At 63.9% G+C, this 15,593-nt stretch carries 15 protein-coding genes, 2 tRNA genes and 1 pseudogene; 4 read left to right on the top strand and 14 right to left on the bottom strand.

The genetic code is table 11. The features are described 5' to 3' along the window. Nucleotides 1-230 precede the first annotated feature (230 nt). Nucleotides 231-1,253 (top strand): ABC transporter substrate-binding protein, encoded by a 1,023-nt coding sequence (locus QFZ30_RS04105; RefSeq protein WP_307073744.1) that lies wholly within the window; start codon nt 231-233, stop codon nt 1,251-1,253. Nucleotides 1,254-1,356: 103 nt separating this feature from the next. Here QFZ30_RS04105 and QFZ30_RS04100 read toward each other — a convergent pair whose 3' ends face one another. Genes QFZ30_RS04100 through QFZ30_RS04085 form a run of 4 tightly spaced genes read right to left on the bottom strand, consistent with a single transcriptional unit; the run spans nt 1,357 to nt 6,322 of the window. Next, on the bottom strand, nt 1,357-3,084 hold the full coding sequence (locus tag QFZ30_RS04100; protein ID WP_307073743.1) for a glycoside hydrolase family 13 protein: 1,728 nt from the start codon (nt 3,082-3,084) through the stop codon (nt 1,357-1,359). Between the two features lie 51 nt (nt 3,085-3,135). Beyond that, nucleotides 3,136-4,062 carry a carbohydrate ABC transporter permease gene (locus tag QFZ30_RS04095; protein ID WP_373462810.1) on the bottom strand — a complete coding sequence of 309 codons (927 nt, stop codon included), beginning with the start codon at nt 4,060-4,062 and terminating at the stop codon, nt 3,136-3,138. Beyond that, complete coding sequence (locus QFZ30_RS04090; RefSeq protein ID WP_307073741.1) at nt 4,062-5,000, bottom strand: carbohydrate ABC transporter permease; 939 nt, start codon at nt 4,998-5,000, stop codon at nt 4,062-4,064. Before QFZ30_RS04090 ends, QFZ30_RS04095 begins: the two co-directional genes overlap by 1 nt. Before the next feature lie 26 nt (nt 5,001-5,026). Further along, complete coding sequence (locus QFZ30_RS04085) at nt 5,027-6,322, bottom strand: ABC transporter substrate-binding protein (RefSeq protein ID WP_307073739.1); 1,296 nt, start codon at nt 6,320-6,322, stop codon at nt 5,027-5,029. Nucleotides 6,323-6,557: 235 nt separating this feature from the next. On the opposite strand from QFZ30_RS04085, the gene QFZ30_RS04080 reads away from it, so the two are divergent. Then, nucleotides 6,558-7,754, top strand: a complete 1,197-nt coding sequence (locus QFZ30_RS04080) for an ROK family transcriptional regulator (protein ID WP_307073736.1) — start codon at nt 6,558-6,560, stop codon at nt 7,752-7,754. 13 nt (nt 7,755-7,767) lie between these two features. On the opposite strand, the gene QFZ30_RS04075 is transcribed toward QFZ30_RS04080, so the two are convergent. The 6 genes and pseudogenes from QFZ30_RS04075 to QFZ30_RS04050 form a co-directional block, all read right to left on the bottom strand. Beyond that, a complete protein-coding gene (locus QFZ30_RS04075) occupies nt 7,768-8,427 on the bottom strand; it encodes an SDR family oxidoreductase (RefSeq protein ID WP_307073734.1) in 660 nt (219 codons plus the stop codon). A 52-nt stretch (nt 8,428-8,479) separates the two neighbouring features. Further along, a complete protein-coding gene (locus QFZ30_RS04070) occupies nt 8,480-9,037 on the bottom strand; it encodes a dihydrofolate reductase family protein (protein WP_307073732.1) in 558 nt (185 codons plus the stop codon). Nucleotides 9,038-9,077: 40 nt separating this feature from the next. Next, nucleotides 9,078-9,899, bottom strand: a pseudogene (gene yidC, locus QFZ30_RS04065) (membrane protein insertase YidC); the annotation flags it as partial. A gap of 91 nt (nt 9,900-9,990) precedes the next feature. Continuing rightward, the gene (locus tag QFZ30_RS04060) at nt 9,991-11,340 is read right to left on the bottom strand and encodes a permease prefix domain 1-containing protein (protein WP_307073728.1); all 1,350 of its coding nucleotides are present in this window, start codon (nt 11,338-11,340) and stop codon (nt 9,991-9,993) included. Beyond that, nucleotides 11,340-11,702: a PadR family transcriptional regulator gene (locus QFZ30_RS04055; RefSeq protein ID WP_307073727.1), complete on the bottom strand. Its 363-nt coding sequence runs from the start codon at nt 11,700-11,702 to the stop codon at nt 11,340-11,342. Before QFZ30_RS04055 ends, QFZ30_RS04060 begins: the two co-directional genes overlap by 1 nt. A 209-nt stretch (nt 11,703-11,911) precedes the next feature. Beyond that, complete coding sequence (locus QFZ30_RS04050; RefSeq protein WP_307073725.1) at nt 11,912-12,880, bottom strand: hypothetical protein; 969 nt, start codon at nt 12,878-12,880, stop codon at nt 11,912-11,914. 307 nt (nt 12,881-13,187) lie between these two features. Between QFZ30_RS04050 and QFZ30_RS04045 the strand changes: the two genes are divergently transcribed. Next, entirely contained in the window at nt 13,188-13,325 is a 138-nt protein-coding gene (locus QFZ30_RS04045; protein WP_307073723.1) for a hypothetical protein, read from the top strand. An 18-nt stretch (nt 13,326-13,343) separates the two neighbouring features. Further along, the gene (locus QFZ30_RS04040) at nt 13,344-13,499 is read left to right on the top strand and encodes a hypothetical protein (RefSeq protein WP_307073722.1); all 156 of its coding nucleotides are present in this window, start codon (nt 13,344-13,346) and stop codon (nt 13,497-13,499) included. A gap of 596 nt (nt 13,500-14,095) precedes the next feature. Here the strand turns inward: QFZ30_RS04040 and QFZ30_RS04035 are convergent. The 4 genes from QFZ30_RS04035 to QFZ30_RS04020 form a co-directional block, all read right to left on the bottom strand. Beyond that, nucleotides 14,096-14,169, bottom strand: a tRNA-Met gene (locus QFZ30_RS04035). 62 nt (nt 14,170-14,231) lie between these two features. Beyond that, nucleotides 14,232-14,303, bottom strand: a tRNA-Thr gene (locus QFZ30_RS04030). Nucleotides 14,304-14,434: 131 nt separating this feature from the next. Next, the gene (locus QFZ30_RS04025; protein ID WP_307073720.1) at nt 14,435-14,941 is read right to left on the bottom strand and encodes a LysM peptidoglycan-binding domain-containing protein; all 507 of its coding nucleotides are present in this window, start codon (nt 14,939-14,941) and stop codon (nt 14,435-14,437) included. A gap of 143 nt (nt 14,942-15,084) precedes the next feature. Continuing rightward, on the bottom strand, nt 15,085-15,378 hold the full coding sequence (locus QFZ30_RS04020; RefSeq protein ID WP_307073719.1) for a hypothetical protein: 294 nt from the start codon (nt 15,376-15,378) through the stop codon (nt 15,085-15,087). Nucleotides 15,379-15,593 lie beyond the last annotated feature (215 nt).

Raw genomic sequence — 15,593 nt, 5'->3', positions numbered from 1 at the left:
GGCTTCAGACGTATTGGTTCGTGTTCCCCAACCCGGCAGCCAATTTCGGAGTTGTGAAGCCCCGTTACCCCGGATTTCGGGCTGTTTCCTGCGGTTTCCTCCCGTTGCCCGCGGTTTCCAAGCTTTACCCCCGGGCTTTCCGCTGCGCCGGCGGTGCGCTTACATCGTTTCCAAGGTCCGGCCGATCCGGGCGGAACCCAACACATCGAACTCCACGGAAAGAACCTCCCATGAAACTGCGCGTTCCCCTCGTAAGCCTCGCGGCCGCCGTCGTAATTTCGCTGACTGCGTCCGGCTGCGGCGGAACAGCCGCCGGTGGTGAGGCTGCCCAAGGGCCAGGGGCGGAAGTGAAGGAACTCCGCTACCAGGGCTGGGCCAACACGGTGACCCTTCCCGAACTTGCCGAGGACCTCGGCTATTTCGGTGATGTGAAACTGAACTGGGTGGGCAACACCATCAGTGGCCCGCAGGATATCCAGTCAGCGGCTACCGGGCAGACCGACTTCGGCGGAGCGTTCGCCGGAGCCGTGGTGAAGCTCGTGGAGGCCGGCGCACCGGTAAAGGCCGTCATCAACTACTACGGCGAAGACGAGAAGACCTTCAACGGTTTCTACGTCAAGGAGGACAGCCCCATCAGGACTGCCCGCGACTTCATCGGTAAGAAAATCGCCGTGAACACGCTCGGGGCGCACGCCGATGCTGTGATCAATACCTACCTCCAGCAGAACGGACTGAGCGCGGAGGAAATCAAGCAGGTCCAGCTGGTCGTGGTACCGCCCAACGACACCGAGGAGGCGATTCGGCGCGGGCAGGTGGATGCCGGTTCCCTGGGCAGCATCCTGCAGGACAAGGCAGTGGCCGCGGGTGGCCTGCGTTCAGTCTTCAACGACTACTCTTTCTTCGGAACGTTCGCCGGCGGCCCCTACGTCCTCCGCGACGACTTCATCGCCAAGAATCCCAACACCACCAGGACCTTCACCACGGGCGTTGCCAAGGCCATCGAGTGGGAACGGAACACTCCCCGCGAGGAAGTGATCGCCCGGTTCACCAAGATCCTCAATGAGCGCGGCCGCAACGAGGACCCCGCTGCCCTGCAGTACTGGAAGAGCGTGGGAGTCCCGCCCAAGGGTGAGATCAAGGACGAGGATTTCACCCGGTGGGAAAAGTGGCTGGCGGACACCGGAATCATCAAGGACCAGCTCGATCCGAAGAAGCTCTACACCAACGAATTCAACGGGCTGGTGAATCCGTAGGACAGCACCCAGCCGACGAACAGGCTGCGGGTCCGGGGAACTCCCCCGGACCCGCAGTTGTTCACTTCAGGGCGTTGGCGTGGTGGGGCCGCCGGTCACGGCATCAGCGAAGCCACGCCGTGCTGTTGGCCGGCAGCTTGCCGTCTTCCAGCGGCCAGCTGCTGACCAGGACGGTTCCGGCGGGCAGTTCGACGGCGGTGTCCCCGAAGTTGGTCACCGATTGCCAGCCCCCGGGGCGCCTGAAATGCAGGACCTCCGGGTTGCCCGTCTGAATCCATTCCAGTTCCTCCGCAGCCTGCAGTTCGCGGCGAAGCTTCAGAGCGGAACGGTACAGCTCCAGGGTGGAGCCGTCGGTGCCGTCCTGTGCCTCCACGGCGTACTTGCTGAACCAGTCCGGCTGCGGCAGGTGCGCGCCGGCGTCGCCAAAGCCGAAGGAGGTCCCTTCAACCTTCCACGGCAGCGGCACACGGCAGCCGTCGCGGCCGATTTCGACGCCCTTGTTCCGGAAGAACGACGGGTCCTGGCGCTCGGATTCAGGGATCTCGGCGACCTCCTGGAGGCCCAGTTCCTCGCCCTGGTACAGGTAGGCGGAACCGGGCACGGCGAGCATCAGCAGGGTTGCGGCACGGGCGCGGCGCTCACCGAGCTCCGCGTCCAGTTCCTCTGCTGGTCCGCCGGCCAGCAGCCAGTCCTTGCCGTCCTGGCCCTTGGCGTGCTTCTTGCCCTTGGAACCCTGGTCTTTGGAAAACTGCGGCAGGCCGTAGCGCGTGGCGTGCCGGACGACGTCGTGGTTGGAAAAGACCCAGGTAGAGGACGCGCCCGTAGCGGCAGCCTCGGCCAGGTTGCGGGTGATGATCTCGCGGAACTCCCCGGCGTCAAAGTCGGCCTGCAGAAGGTCGAAGTTGAAGGCCTGGCCCAGTCCCTCCGGGCTGGCATAACGACCGCGGCGGGTAGCGTGCACCCAGGCCTCGGCGACGGCAGTCCGCGGCGGGTTGTATTCGTTGAAGACCTCACGCCATTCGGTGTAGACCTCGTGGACGTCGTCGCGGTCCCAGAACGGGTGCGTGCCGTCGTCAAAACCGTCGGTGCCGGTGTTGGCCTCGGTCAGCTCGAGCTTGGACAGCAGCGGTTCGGTGAGGTCCTTGGTCAGGGCATGCGCAACGTCCACGCGGAACCCGTCCACGCCGCGGTCCGACCAGAAGCGCAGGGTCTTGAGGAAGTCGTCGCGGATTTCCCGGTTGGCCCAGTTAAGGTCCGGCTGCTCCTTGGCAAAGATGTGCATGTACCACTGGCCCGGAGTGCCGTCAGGTTCGGTGATGCGCTCCCAGGCAGGGCCGCCGAATACGGAGTCCCAGTCCGACGGCGGGAACTCGCCGTTCGGGCCCTTGCCGTCCCGGAAGATGTAGCGGTCACGGGCGGCAGAGCCCTTTGGTGACGCGAGTGCCTCCCGGAACCATTCGTGCCGGTCCGAGGAGTGGTTGGGGACGATGTCGGCGATGAGCCTGATGCCGGCGGCGTGCAGCGCGTTGGCCATCTCGTCGAAGTCCTCCAGCGTCCCGAGCTTGGGGTCGACGTCGCGGTAGTCATCGACGTCGTATCCGCCGTCGGCGAGCGCCGAAGGATAGAACGGGCTCAGCCAGACGGCGTCTATCCCCAGCGACTTCAGGTACGGGACCTTGGCTGTGATGCCCTTGATGTCACCCAGCCCGTCGCCGTTTGAGTCGGAGAAACTGCGCGGGTAGATCTGGTAGACGGAAGCCTGGCGCCACCAGTTCGGATCGGCGAGGCGGTCTGAATCGGACAGGGTTGCCAGTGTGGCAGTGGTGGACAAGGGATGATCCTTTTCTTCTTGTTGGAGTTGTTTCCGGGTGGAATATTGGGACTACTTGACGGCACCGCGCATGACTCCGGACAGTACCCAACGCTGGGCCAGGATGTAAACAACGAGCGTTGGTGCCATGGCCATAAGGTACGACGCGAAGGCGAGGCTGTAGTTGGTGTTGAATTCGCCTTGGAAGAGCATCTGGACCACGGGAAGTGTCTGCAGGGCCGGGTCCGCGATCATCATTTGCGGCAGCAGGAAGTCATTCCATGAGCCGAGGAAGGCGAAGATGCCCACCGTCGCGTTCATCGGCGCCAGCAGGGGGAAGATGATCTTGCGGAATACCTGCCAGGTGGTGGCGCCGTCCATCCGGGCAGATTCCTCCAGCTCCACCGGAATGGAGCGGACGAAGGCGATGTAGAGCAGCGCGTTGAAGGAGATCCCGCCCAGTACGTGCAGGAAGACGACGCCGGCCGGGTTGTCCAGGCCAAGGAGGGCCGTCTGCTTGATCAGCGGCAGGATGATCACCGGGAAAGGGATGAACATGGCGGAAAGAAGGTACACAAACGAGCCGCGGAAAAACCTGTGGTTCCAGTTCCGGGCAATGGCGTAGGCCACGAGTGAGCTGCAAGCCAGCGAGCCCAGGACGCTGAACACGGTGACAAACACCGTGGACATAAATGCCCGGGGGAAGTTCGTGGCCACGTACGCGGCGGCGAAGTTTTCCCAGTTCATCGGGCTCGGCCATGCGAGGCCCGTCCCGGTGCCGATCTGCTCAGGGGTTTTCAGCGCCATGGCCACGGTGAAGTAGAGCGGAAGCAGGACTGTCAGGGAGGCCACCAGCATCAGCGCGGTGAGCCACCAGTTGATCCTGTAGCCTTCGCGCCCGGACCTGCGGCTTTTGCCTGCGGGAGGTTTGCGTGCGGGAGCCTTTTGTGCGGGAGCCGCGGCTCCGGCCATGGTTTCGGGATGTGTTGATGCGGTCATTACAGGGATACCCCCCGGCGCTGGATGAGGCGCAGCTGGATGACGGAGATCAGCAAGGTGATCAGGAAGTAGATGACGGCATTGGCCATCTGGTAGGCGTAGTCGCCGCCCGTGAAGCCGGAGAAGATGCGCATGGCCACGGACTGCGTCGCCATGCCAGGTCCCCCGCCGGTGAGGCCCACGATGATCTCGTACGTCCCCAGGAAGCCCTTGAAGCCGAGGATCACGTTGATCACGAGGTACCCGAGAATGAGCGGCAACGTGAGGCTGAGGAACTGCCGGAAACTGCCGGCACCATCCAGGTCTGCCGCTTCATAGACCTCCGCGGGCACACTCTGCAGCCCTGCCAGGTAGATGATGGTGGCGCCGGGCGCCGCCTGCCACACGGTGACCAGCACGATGGCCAGCCAGGCAAGGTTCTCGTTGGCCAGGACGCTCGTGGCCAGCGGGGTGAGCCCGAACCTCTCAGCCAGTACCGGGAGGGTGTTCGAGAACAGGTAGTTGAACACGAAGGACACAATCAGTGCCGAGAGCACCATGGGGATGAAGAACACGGTGCGGATGCCGGTGCGCCACTTGATCTTCGCGTTGAGCCCAAGGGCGATCGCGAGTGCCACGATATTGACCACAACAGTGGTGGTCAGGGCAAAGACGAACGTGAAGATGTAGGACTGCAGTACCGCCGGGTCCTTAAAGATGTTGACGTAGTTGGACAGTCCAATGAACTTCCAGTCCCCGTAACCGGCGTAGTTGGTCAGGCTGAAGAAGACGCCGACAAGTGCGGGCAGGGTGATGAAGAAGGCGAACAGTGCGAGGACCGGCACCACCATCCAGTAATACGTGGGGTCGATCCTGCTTTTGGAACGAACAGGTGGCATACCGGCGGACTCGGTCCGTGGGGACGGGGCTGCCTCGGCCGCCAGTGAAGTTGTGGTCATGGGGGCTCCTGGATTCGAGGTGGGCATCAGACCGCTGTCCGTTCAGCGACACGGCGCCATTCGTCGTCGAGTGCGGAGAGGAACTGGTCGCCGTTCTTGCTGTACACAAACGACTGGATGTAGTTGTTCACGGGGACTGACGGCGGGAAGTACGTCACGGCGCCCTGGAAATAGCGGGCTTCCTTGATGGAATCGTTGAGCCCGCTGATCTGCGGGTTCGTCACGGCCGGGGCGTCCTTGAGCGGCGAGAAGGCGGCGTTCTTTTCGTTGTAGGTGTTCACTACGGCCGGCTCCAACAGGTACCCGACGAACCGCTGCGCAGCTGCCATGTTTGGCGTGTTCCGCGCGATGGAGAGCGCCATGTCCACGTTCACGCGTGCCTTGGTCTCCTCCGGATTGTTGGTGACGGGCAGCGGGAAAGTTCCCAGCCGGATCTCCGGACGGGCGGCGACGAGCTGGGAAAGAGCCCACGGACCCTGCAGGTACATCGCCGCCTGGCCTTTGGCGAACGCGGCATTGCCGTCCGCATAGTTCTTGCTTTCGGCACCGCCCTGCGAGTAGGACGTAAGCTGCAGCATTTTGGGCAGGGCCGGACCAAAGTTGTTGGTGAATGATTCAGGTGCGGCCGTGCTGACGTCGGCGCCGGCGGCCGTGAGGTTCGCAAAGAATTCGGCAACGTCCAGCGAGCCGCCGGCCACGTAGTCGAACATGCCCTGCGCAAGCGTCCAGGGGTCCTTGTAGGTCCCGTAGACCGGAACGGTTCCGGCAGCCTTGAATGTTTCACAGGCTGCCACGAATTCGTCCCACGTGGTGGGGACGGAGACGCCGTGTGCCTCGAAGATGTCGCGGTTGTAAATGACTCCGGCCGCAGCCACGGAGAACGGGAGGGCGCTGGTCTCGTTGCCGTTGTACCGGCCCCAGGAGCTGATGAGCTCCTGCATCTCCGGGTTGATGGTGGAGGCTGCAGGGAGGTCGCTGAGGTCGGCGAAAATGCCCTTCTTCACGAAGTCGGCAGTGGCCTGCGCGAAGCCGCGGGTCACGACGTCGGGCGGATCGTTCCGCACCAGGCCGGGGACGAAGTTGCCCTCGTTGAAGTCCTGGATCACGCGGATGTCCGGGTTAAGCGCCTCGAAGTCCTTGATCACCTGATTGAAGTAGTCCACTACCTCCGGCTTGTTCTGCATAAAACGGAGGGTAGTGATGCCGTTCTGCTGGCTGGCGTTGGTGCCGCAGCCAGTGAGGGGAAGAATGGCGGCTGCCCCGGCCAGGCCGGTGGCCCGGAGCAGGGAACGCCGGGTGAGGAGTGTGGCCTTCAAAGACACGTTCACAGGGCGGTCACTGCCGCGTGGCTTCGGCGCGTGGTCAGGTGGGGTTGGAACGGGCAGTGCTTCAGGATGCGGTTCACAGTTGCTCCTTTGCAAAAGGGGTACGGGGCGGGAAATAAGCCGGTGGTCGGCGGCCGTCCGGCACCTGCTCTGATGAATTCTCAAGTAAATATGGAGTCTAAATTTAGTTCCTCAAGTATTATGTGGTGCAAAGCACAGAAAGGTCAACACCATGTCTGAAATGACCTCGGCAACGCCCCAGCTGCTGCGCCGGGTGAGCGCGGGAGCCGTCCTGGATTTCATGCGCGCTTCCCAAGCTGTGACGGTCACGGAAGTCATGGATGCCACAGGCCTCACCCGCGCCACCGCCATCTCCGTGTGCGAAGACCTCATGGACCGTGGCTGGATCAGGGAGCTGGAAAACCAGCGGGCCTTCGGCGGCTACCAGAAGGGCCGGCCGGCACGCCGTTTCGAGCTCAACGAACGCGCCGGCTATGTCCTGGGCATGGACGTGGGCGTCGCCAAGGCAACAGTGGTGGTGTCAGATCTCCGGGGGAAGGCACTGGGCCGCTCGAGCCAGCCGTTCGCCGGTGCAGAGATTTCCGCGGAAGAACGCATAGCCGTCATCGACAGCACGGCCATAAAGGCGCTGCACAGCGTGGGCGCCTCCCCCGATTCCGTGCTTGCAGTCTGCGCCGGCATCGCCGCCCCGGTGGACCGCAACGGGGACGTGCTGGTGACCCAGCACTTCTGGGGACTGTTCGACGTCGGACTGAAGGCTGCGCTGCAGGAATTGCACGGGTGGACTGTGCTGCTGGAAAACGACGCCAACCTCGCTGCCCTCGGTGACCGCTGGCGCGGCGCGGCCGCCGGCGTGGACGACGTCGTGGTCATTCTGGCCAGTGAACGCCTCGGTTCGGGAGTGATCGACGGCGGGCGGCTGCTGCACGGCCGCGGCGGCGGCGCCGGTGAACTTGCGTTCCTCGACATGGTGGACGGTGTGGGTGATACGTTCGGCATCGCCACCATGGCCAGGCAATGGGCGGCAGAGGCCGTTGCCGGGAAGGCCAGAACATCACTCCGTGAGTATGCCCGGGAAGGGGCCGAGGCGGAGCAGGTTTTCGCCGCCGCCGCCGCGGGCGATGCCGTGGCTGCGAAAATCCTGGACCGGCTGGCCGACAGGATGGCCAGGGTCATTGGCGCCGTGGCCACCATCATCAACCCCGAACTGGTGGTCATCGGCGGTGCCGTGGCAAACTCTGCCGGCGTGCTGCTTGAACCGATCGCCGAACGCCTCAAGGAGTTCACCGCCACTCCGCCACGGGTCGCAGTGAGCCCGCTTGGCGACTCGATTGTGACCGTGGGCGCAGTCAGGTGCGCCCTGGACTACGTGGAGAAAAACTCCCTGGATTTGGAGCTGATGCCCTGAACCTCCACCCCTGCTAGGTGAGCGGCTGCAGTGCTGCGGACACCGGCAGGGTGCCGTCGCGGAATTCGATGGTGCGGCCCGCAGTTTCGGGCAGGTCCAACACCGCCGCGGCCACAATTGCCGTGTTTCCGCGCGAGGTTTCCCTGCCTCCCTCGCCCGGCGCGGGGTCCACGTCGATGCGCCCGGTTCCGGGCTTGTCCGTCAGGGATCCGGGGCCCAGGATGGTCCACGCCAGCTGGGTGCCGCGCAGGTATTCATCGGCGGCCGCCTTGGCCTCGGCGTAGGCAAAGAAGCTGTTGTCGGCCGGAACCCCGTGGTCCGGCCCCGCACCGAGGTAGGACACCATGATGTACCGCCCGACGCCGGCCTCCGCCGCCGCGTCCATCGACCGGATGGCGGCGTCCCGGTCCACGGCGTAGGTGCGTGCCGGGTTCCCGCCGCCTGCGCCGGCAGACCAGACCACGGCGTCGTGGCCGCCGAGCGCCTCGGCAAGGGCCGCCGTCGTCGAGTTTTCAACGTCAAGGACCGAAGGCGTTGCGCCGGTTGCCGCGACGTCGCCGGCATGATCCGGGTTGCGGATGAAGGACGTGACGCTGTGGCCTTCGGCCGTGAGCAGGGCGGACAGGTGGAGGGCCACTTTGCCGTGGCCGCCGATGATTGCGATGCGGGTCATGGACCCATTCTGCCCCTCCTGTGGAGCAGCGTGGACTTCAATACGGCGGATGTCAGTAGAGGGTGCGGTAGCGGAGGTAGACCACGCCGTTTCCGAACCTGTACTCCTCGAGGAGTTCAAGCTTCAGGCCCAGGCCCTCCGGCAGGTACGGCGTGCCACCTCCCACCACCACGGGGCTGATGAACAGCCGGCATTCGTCCACGAGTCCCGCGGAAAGCGCTGAGGCTGCCAAGGTGGCCCCGCCGACGCTGATCTCGCGGTGGCTGCTCTCCTTCAACTGCCGGACGGCTTCCGGGTTGAAAGTCTGTTCGATCCGTGTCCGCGCTGTGGAGGCCGCGGCGAGCGTGGTGGAATAGACGATCTTGTCCGCTGCCTGCCAGATCCGGGCATAGTCCTGGATAAAGCCCGACTCCTCTTCTGACCCGAGGGTTTCCCAGGCAGACATCACACCGTACATGCGGCGCCCGAAAAGGTAGGTGCCCACGGCGCGCTCGAGATCGTTGACGAAGGTATGGACTTCCTCATTCGGCTCGCTCCAGCTGAAATCACCGTCCCGGTCCGCAACATACCCGTCCAGCGAGGTAATGCCTGTGTACGTCAACTGAGCCATGCGCCCATTCTGTCGTGTTCGCCGGTGGTTGGATAGGTCACCCTGGGGGCGGAACCCTGCCGTGGCCAGGCGCCCGCGGGTCAAGGACGAAGAACTGCTGCCCCATGGTCCAAAGGTTGGTGATGGTCCAGTAGATCAGGACGCCGATGGGGAAGATGATGCCACCCACACCGAAAACGACCGGCAGGATGTAGAGCACCATCTTCTGCTGCTGCAGGAACGGGCTCGCCACAGCCTCTTCGGGCATGTTCCTGGCCATGATCTGTTTCTGCGTGATGAACTGCGAGGCCGTCATGGCAAGGATCATCAGGATGGTCAGCACTGCCACGGCAACAGGATCCCCGCCGCCACCGTGGAGCAGGGACGCAGACAGCGGAGCGCCGAAAATGCTGGCTTCGTCGAACTGCACCACTTGCTCGTGGCTCATGGCCCCGAGGCCTTTGCCCTGACCGGCTGCAGTGGTGATGCCGGAGAGCACCTGGAAGAGGGCGAAGAAAAACGGCATCTGGATCAGCATGGGCAGGCAGGCCGAGAACGGGTTGGTGCCGTGCTTCTTGTACATGGCCATCTGTTCCTGAGCCATGGCCTGCCGGGAAAGCGGATCGGTTTTGCCCTTGTACTTCTCCTGCAACCTCTGCAGGTCAGGCTGCAGGAGCCGCATACGGCGCTGGGCGTTGAGCTGCTTCAGGAACACCGGAATCAGGGCGGCACGGATGACCAGCACAAGCCCGATGATGGAGAGTGTCCAGGTCCAGCCGTTGGCCGCTGGCATGCCGATGGCACTTAGGCCCCCATGGAATCCCAGCATGATGACGGACACAAGCCACTTGAACGGAAACAGGATTGTTTCGAAGAAGTCCACTGGTATCCCCATTCGGCCGGTGCTGCCAAGCTACGGCGAAACGGGGCACTTGTCACGATCCCGTATTGCAAGGGGACATCTGGGCTACTACTTAGGCGAAGCTGAAGACGGGCGGGAAGACCACCACCACGATGGCCGCCCAGGCGCCGTAGACCGGGAGGTACTGCGTCTGCCAGCGCTCAAGCGCGGTGAACCGGCGCTGGCCCCGTAGGAACCCGACAGTGAGCCAGCCCGCACGGACCAGATGCACCAGCAGCAGGAGGTTCAGGCCGAGCGCGGCGATCTTGTTGGGGCTGAAACCGAACTCGGCGATACGGGTCAGCATCGCGGTCAGCATGACGGCGTCGACGGCGAGGGCCGTGACCACGAGGGCCAGCTGCAGCGCATCGGACAGCCCGGGTGGCGCGAGCGAGTCGCGGGCGGAAATGGAGTAGAGCAGCAGGCAAAGGACGAGCACAAGGATCGCGTCCATGAGGATGAGCAGGTTCCGGTCGATGTCGACAAGGCCGCCGGCAGCCGCAAGCACGGCCAGGATGGCTAGCAGCATGGCAATGGTCAGGGGCGTGAAGACGCGCGTGAGGACGGGGGCGATGTTCTCGACGACGTTCTGCTTGGCCTCGACGAGCCAGGCGGCGACCACGAGCGCGCCGGGGATGGCGAACGGCAGGATCCATTCCGCCAGGAGCGGTTCGGGGTCGGCACCGACGATCTGGAGGACCGCGAACGTGAGACCGATCAGGACGGCACCGCCCAGGGCCAGGAGGGTGTAGTAGATCGCCAGCTCCCCGGTGAACCGGGCAAAGTCCATGCGCCGTCCGTCGGACCGCCACCTCCCTCCGACGTACGCCACCCCGGCCAGCAGCCACAGCACCACCGGAGCGTGGAGCACGGCGAGTATCTCGGTGGAGCCGCCGGGAGCGAACGGGTAGATATTGAGCACCACCGCCAGCGCGGCGAACGGGACGAGCAGCGCAGCGGCCACCTGCACGGTGAGCCGGCGCTTCCACACGAAGTACGAGGCGAGGAAGGGGAAGACGAGCAGGCCGAGGTTGCGCGCCAGCCCTGCGCCGCCGTCCATCCAGGCAACGCCGGCCTTGACCGCCAACCCCGCCCCGACGGCGAGTGCGAGGACTACCGCCAGCTCGCGCCACGGTGGCGCGCCGCCGTCGTCGGAGCCCTCCGGGACGAGCGCGAGCTGCTTCCACAGCCGCTCGGAGTGCTCCCGTGCAAACTCGCGTGACACGGCGTCGAGATTGCCCAGGCGCTTGATCGCGACGAGGAAGGCTTCCTCGTCGTCGAGACCTGTCGCCTGCCGGTCGGCGATCTGCTCGCGCAGGTGGTCCTCCAGCTCGTCGATGTCGGCGGCGGAGATCGCCTGCCGCCGCTGGACGTACCCGCGCCACCGGTCAATCTGGGCCTCGAGCTCAGCGTGTAACTCCATCACGCCCACCCCTCGGCCGCGGCGGGCGGGCGCTGCGCGGTCTGCCACACCTGCCGCAGCGCGTCGGCAACAACCGTCCACTGCTCCTGCCGTTCGGCGAGCACAGCACGGCCCTCCGGCGTGATCGCGTAGTGCTTGCGCCGGCGCCCGGCCTCGGACGTGCCCCACGAGGATGAGACGTAGCCCAGCCGCTCGAGCCGGTGCAGCAGCGGATAGAGCATCCCGTCCGTCCACTGCATGCTCCCACCCGACAGCTCGCCCACCCGCTTGAGGATCGCGTAGCCATACAGCTCACCGTCCATCAGTATTCCCAGCACCAGCGGGGTGGCCGCTGCCGCGACCAGGTCCTTCTCGATGCGCACCGCGCCTCCTATACCTAGATCTGCAATGTATTAAACCCTAGCAGTTCTAGGTATGGCAATGGCCAAGGGGATTCGGCGCCAACGCGCCCGAAAGTCAACACCGAAAAGCCCCGGAATCTTGGGGATTCCGGGGGCTTGACCCGTAGCGGTGGGCAGGTTCGATCTCCCGAGGGGCTGCCCTTGGGTCTGGGAGGGCTTGGCGGTGGCTTTTACTGTGGTGCGGAACGCGTACCTGCGTCCGTGCCCGGCCCCGACGTTGGAACGAAGTTCCAGTCGAAAGACCCGTTATCTCGGAGTGTCATCCGAAGGAACCCGTGAGTGTCGCTGAACCGCTTCACGATGTACGACGGACTGCTAGTGAAGGAGCGGAGATCGATACCTCCCGTGGAAACCTGGAACGCTGTCATCCCGTCACTGACGCACTGGTCAGCGTTGTTCACCGGACATGACCGTTCGTAGTTGTGTTGTGACCCTGACAGGGTCAGACGGACCCGGTGCTTCCACATCACGTCGATCCACGGCTTGTGGTCAGCGGCCCGCTCATGTTCGTTCGTGTTCGACGTGAAGTACGGTTCGTGGTACACGACTGCCAGGTGCTTACCCGCCGCCTTAGCAGCAGCGAGGTCGTTGTCCAGCCACGTCGTCAACACCCGAGCCTGCGTGGGGTTGTACCGCCAGTGCGCGGACGACAGGAACGCGAAGTGCCAGTTCCCGAAGTCCTTCGAGTACGGTTCCCCGTTCCCGATGAACCCACGCTGCTGGTTGATCGCAGCCTTCGCCGGAGATCCCGGGCATTCGCCATTCATGAAGTTGTCGAGGTCTTGGTTGCGGCCGGGTTTCCAGTCGTGGTTGGGGGCGGACACCCAGTACAACTTGGGCTTCGTGCCACCCCACAGCCGCGTCCAGTAGTTCACGTAGTCAGCGCAGTACGCGGTGTCGTACTGGAAGTCCCCGAGCCCTAGGAACGCGTCAATCTCGTTGTTCTGCACGAGCCGCGTGATCGCCGCACCGTTCCGACCGGACGGGCTATCAGGCGCATAGGTCTCGACGCCGTTCATGTCACCGACAGCAGCGAGCCGAACATCGTTCCCACTGCCGATAGCGAGGGACACGGCAAAAAGGGCAGTGACGCCTAAGAGGAGAGCGGACGTTCCAGCGATAACACGATTACGGCGCATGGAGTGCGCCTCCCTTCGCCGGGGGGCGGTGTGTACTGTTTCGGGCAAATTAGGGGTACGCCGCTAAGTCTACTTTCGAGTGTAGAACAACCCTGCGCACGTCAAGTTTTGAGACCGCCATCACACAGAACCTTGTCAGTGCGCTCAACGCGGTGGCCGGAGGCGAGAAGTTCGACGAAGCCAAACTGCTCGCCGGCATCGAGAAGACGGCATATGCGCACCAAAGGCTGGTGCGGCTGCGGGTGTGCAGGAGTCCATTGACACAATTGAGAAGACCACAACCGTCAACATCAAGGAGGGCTGACCCGTGGCTGATCACGTCGCTCTCTCCACCCAGGAGCGCAACCCGCGCTCGGCTGTGGCCCGGACGCTCGCCGCGTTCGCCGCTCTCATCCCGCTCCTAAACCTCGTCCTCGCAGTGGTCATCGAAACGCTCGAGCCCTAGGTATACCTGCCGGTCTGGGTGTTTCCCGCACTCAACGGCGTCCTCGTGGCCACGGCCGTGCTCACGGCCTTCGTGACACGCATCCTGGCCATCCCAGGCGTCAACACCTGGCTCCGAGAGTACTTGCCTATCCTCGCTCCAGAGGACAAGACTCCACGGACGATCGAACAGTAGGAATCAAAGCGCCCGCCCACTTCGGTGGGCGGGCTCTTTCGTCGTTAAGTGTTGAGTGCCGGCGAGGGCTGGGGGAAACCTCTGGTCTCCAAAGGTCTCTCCTCGCCGGCACTCACATTCAATCACCCAGAAATGGAACCCCACACGAGTACCGAGTACTCCATTGTCGGCGCCCTCGACACCTGCTCGGTTCGGGACTACTGAGAAGGCTCCTTGGAGCGGATCACGCCGATGAGTTTCACCGCTCCACCTTTAGCGCCCGCCCACGAACGTGGGCGGGCGCCCTCTTTCGCGTCTGCATCCGCATGCCGCTCGCAGTCCTCGCAAAACAACGTCTCGGCCAGCTCCCCACAGCACTGACACCTATGCTCCTCATATGCCATACCTCAAGGTCTACCCCCGCTGGCTGGGATCTACCCGCCGGGCTGCTGTACAAAGCCTGAAACGTCCTCGACAGTCCAGGTCATGGTCCGATCGGCTCGTAGACTCTTGCTATGCCGAGCCGCGCATAGACCCGGAGGCGATAGGCTACAGCGGGGCTAACCCGGAAGTTCCCGGATACGAGAAAATCCCCGCCGTAGCAGGGATTTTCAGAGTAGCGGTGGGGAGGCTCGATCTCCCGACCTCACGATTATGAGTCGTGCGCTCTAACCAACTGAGCTACACCGCCACGAATGAGAAAAACCTGCACCAAGCCGGTCAAAAACCGCCTTGACACAGGCCCTCATCCAGAGCCCCCCACCGGAATCGATCCGGTGACCTCGTTCTTACCAAGAACGCGCTCTACCACTGAGCTAGGGGGGCAACGAGTAAATACTCTACCGGAAGATTTCACCACCAACAAATCGGCATACGGGCCGGTTAAAGGGCGCCGAGACAGTTGCATCGGCGCCCTTTTGCCGGACTCCTCCGGCGCTGCGAAACGCGGTGCGGAGCTAGGGCAGGCGGATCACCTGTCCGGGGTAAATCATGTCCGGATTCGGGAGCGTATCAGCGTTGGCGGTGATAAGCGCATCAAGGTCCACCCCGAACTGCACCGCGATGCCGGCGAGGGTATCGCCTGCCTCGACCACCACCTCGGAAACGCCCGTTAGCTGGTCTGCGGGTGCAGGAGCCACGGGAGGTGCAGGGTCCGCTCCCTGTGCCGCCACAGCATCAGCAGCGGCCTGGGCGGCAGCGGCCTGCTGGGCAGCGGCTGACTCCTCTGCGGCGTGTTGCTGGGCCGTCTCACGCGTTGCTGCATCCTGCTGGGTCGTGGCCTCCGCAGGCGCCTCAGCAGGCGCCTCAGCAGTGCCGGCCCCGGTGCTCGGGGCAGGAGCGGGGGCGGGAGTTCCGCCGGTGACGTTGGCGTCCAGCCCTACTCCAGGCTGAGGCTCGTTGTGATGCGGTACTTCTTTAGCCCCGAAGCCGAGGTTCTTTTTCAAGTCGTCAAGGAATCCCACAAGTGATGCCTTTCGCTAAGCTGTGCAGGCTCTGACCAGGAAACCAGTCCAGGAAAGTCCGCAGCTACGCCGTCGGTAGCACTTCGATCGTATGGCCGCCAGCATGCTCCTCCAAGGAACCCGCTCCCCCGGGCGGGCCGGAATCACGACGACGGCACCACCTTGCTCCTGAGAGGCACCAGTTGTGGGTGGATTTTTTGTTTCGCCCAACGCCCGCCGCCCCCTCGATTCAGGGAAAACTGGCCGGCCCAGATTCGACCTTCGCGCTCCGCCGTAAGCCATGTCCTGATCGCGTAGGCTACCGAAGACGCGGCGTTCTCCCCGTATCCAATCTCCAGGACCCATTCTTCGTCATCCGAAGGAGGCATCGACCCGCCTTCGGAGTCCATCAGCCGGACATCGATCACCAGACCTGACGCGACGAGCGGTCCAGCCACTCCAACCTCGCTATCAAGGCAGGCTCGTCATACACACGCATCACGCGTCGAACTTCGTAAGCGTGATTACGTATCGGTCGTTTCCCGACTCCTCGACTACATCGACCGATCCATCTCCCTGGACGAACATCGACTGGAAATCACGACGGCGGCACGCGCTCACCCCGGAATTGCACGCTGCGGCGGCAGGCCGCCGTCGTGCAATACATCGATGG

Source organism: Arthrobacter pascens, from assembly GCF_030815585.1.
GTDB classification, from domain to species: Bacteria; Actinomycetota; Actinomycetes; order Actinomycetales; family Micrococcaceae; genus Arthrobacter; species Arthrobacter pascens_A.
This window is presented reverse-complemented; position numbering and strand designations above follow the sequence as displayed.

Coding starts and splice junctions, on each gene's coding strand:
- QFZ30_RS04105 (WP_307073744.1), top strand. CDS start 231: ATGAAACTGCGCGTTCCCCTCGTAAGCCTCGCGGCCGCCGTCGTAATT.
- QFZ30_RS04095 (WP_373462810.1), bottom strand. CDS start 4,062: ATGACCGCATCAACACATCCCGAAACCATGGCCGGAGCCGCGGCTCCC.
- QFZ30_RS04090 (WP_307073741.1), bottom strand. CDS start 5,000: ATGACCACAACTTCACTGGCGGCCGAGGCAGCCCCGTCCCCACGGACC.
- QFZ30_RS04080 (WP_307073736.1), top strand. CDS start 6,558: ATGTCTGAAATGACCTCGGCAACGCCCCAGCTGCTGCGCCGGGTGAGC.
- QFZ30_RS04075 (WP_307073734.1), bottom strand. CDS start 8,427: ATGACCCGCATCGCAATCATCGGCGGCCACGGCAAAGTGGCCCTCCAC.
- QFZ30_RS04070 (WP_307073732.1), bottom strand. CDS start 9,037: ATGGCTCAGTTGACGTACACAGGCATTACCTCGCTGGACGGGTATGTT.
- QFZ30_RS04060 (WP_307073728.1), bottom strand. CDS start 11,340: ATGGAGTTACACGCTGAGCTCGAGGCCCAGATTGACCGGTGGCGCGGG.
- QFZ30_RS04050 (WP_307073725.1), bottom strand. CDS start 12,880: ATGCGCCGTAATCGTGTTATCGCTGGAACGTCCGCTCTCCTCTTAGGC.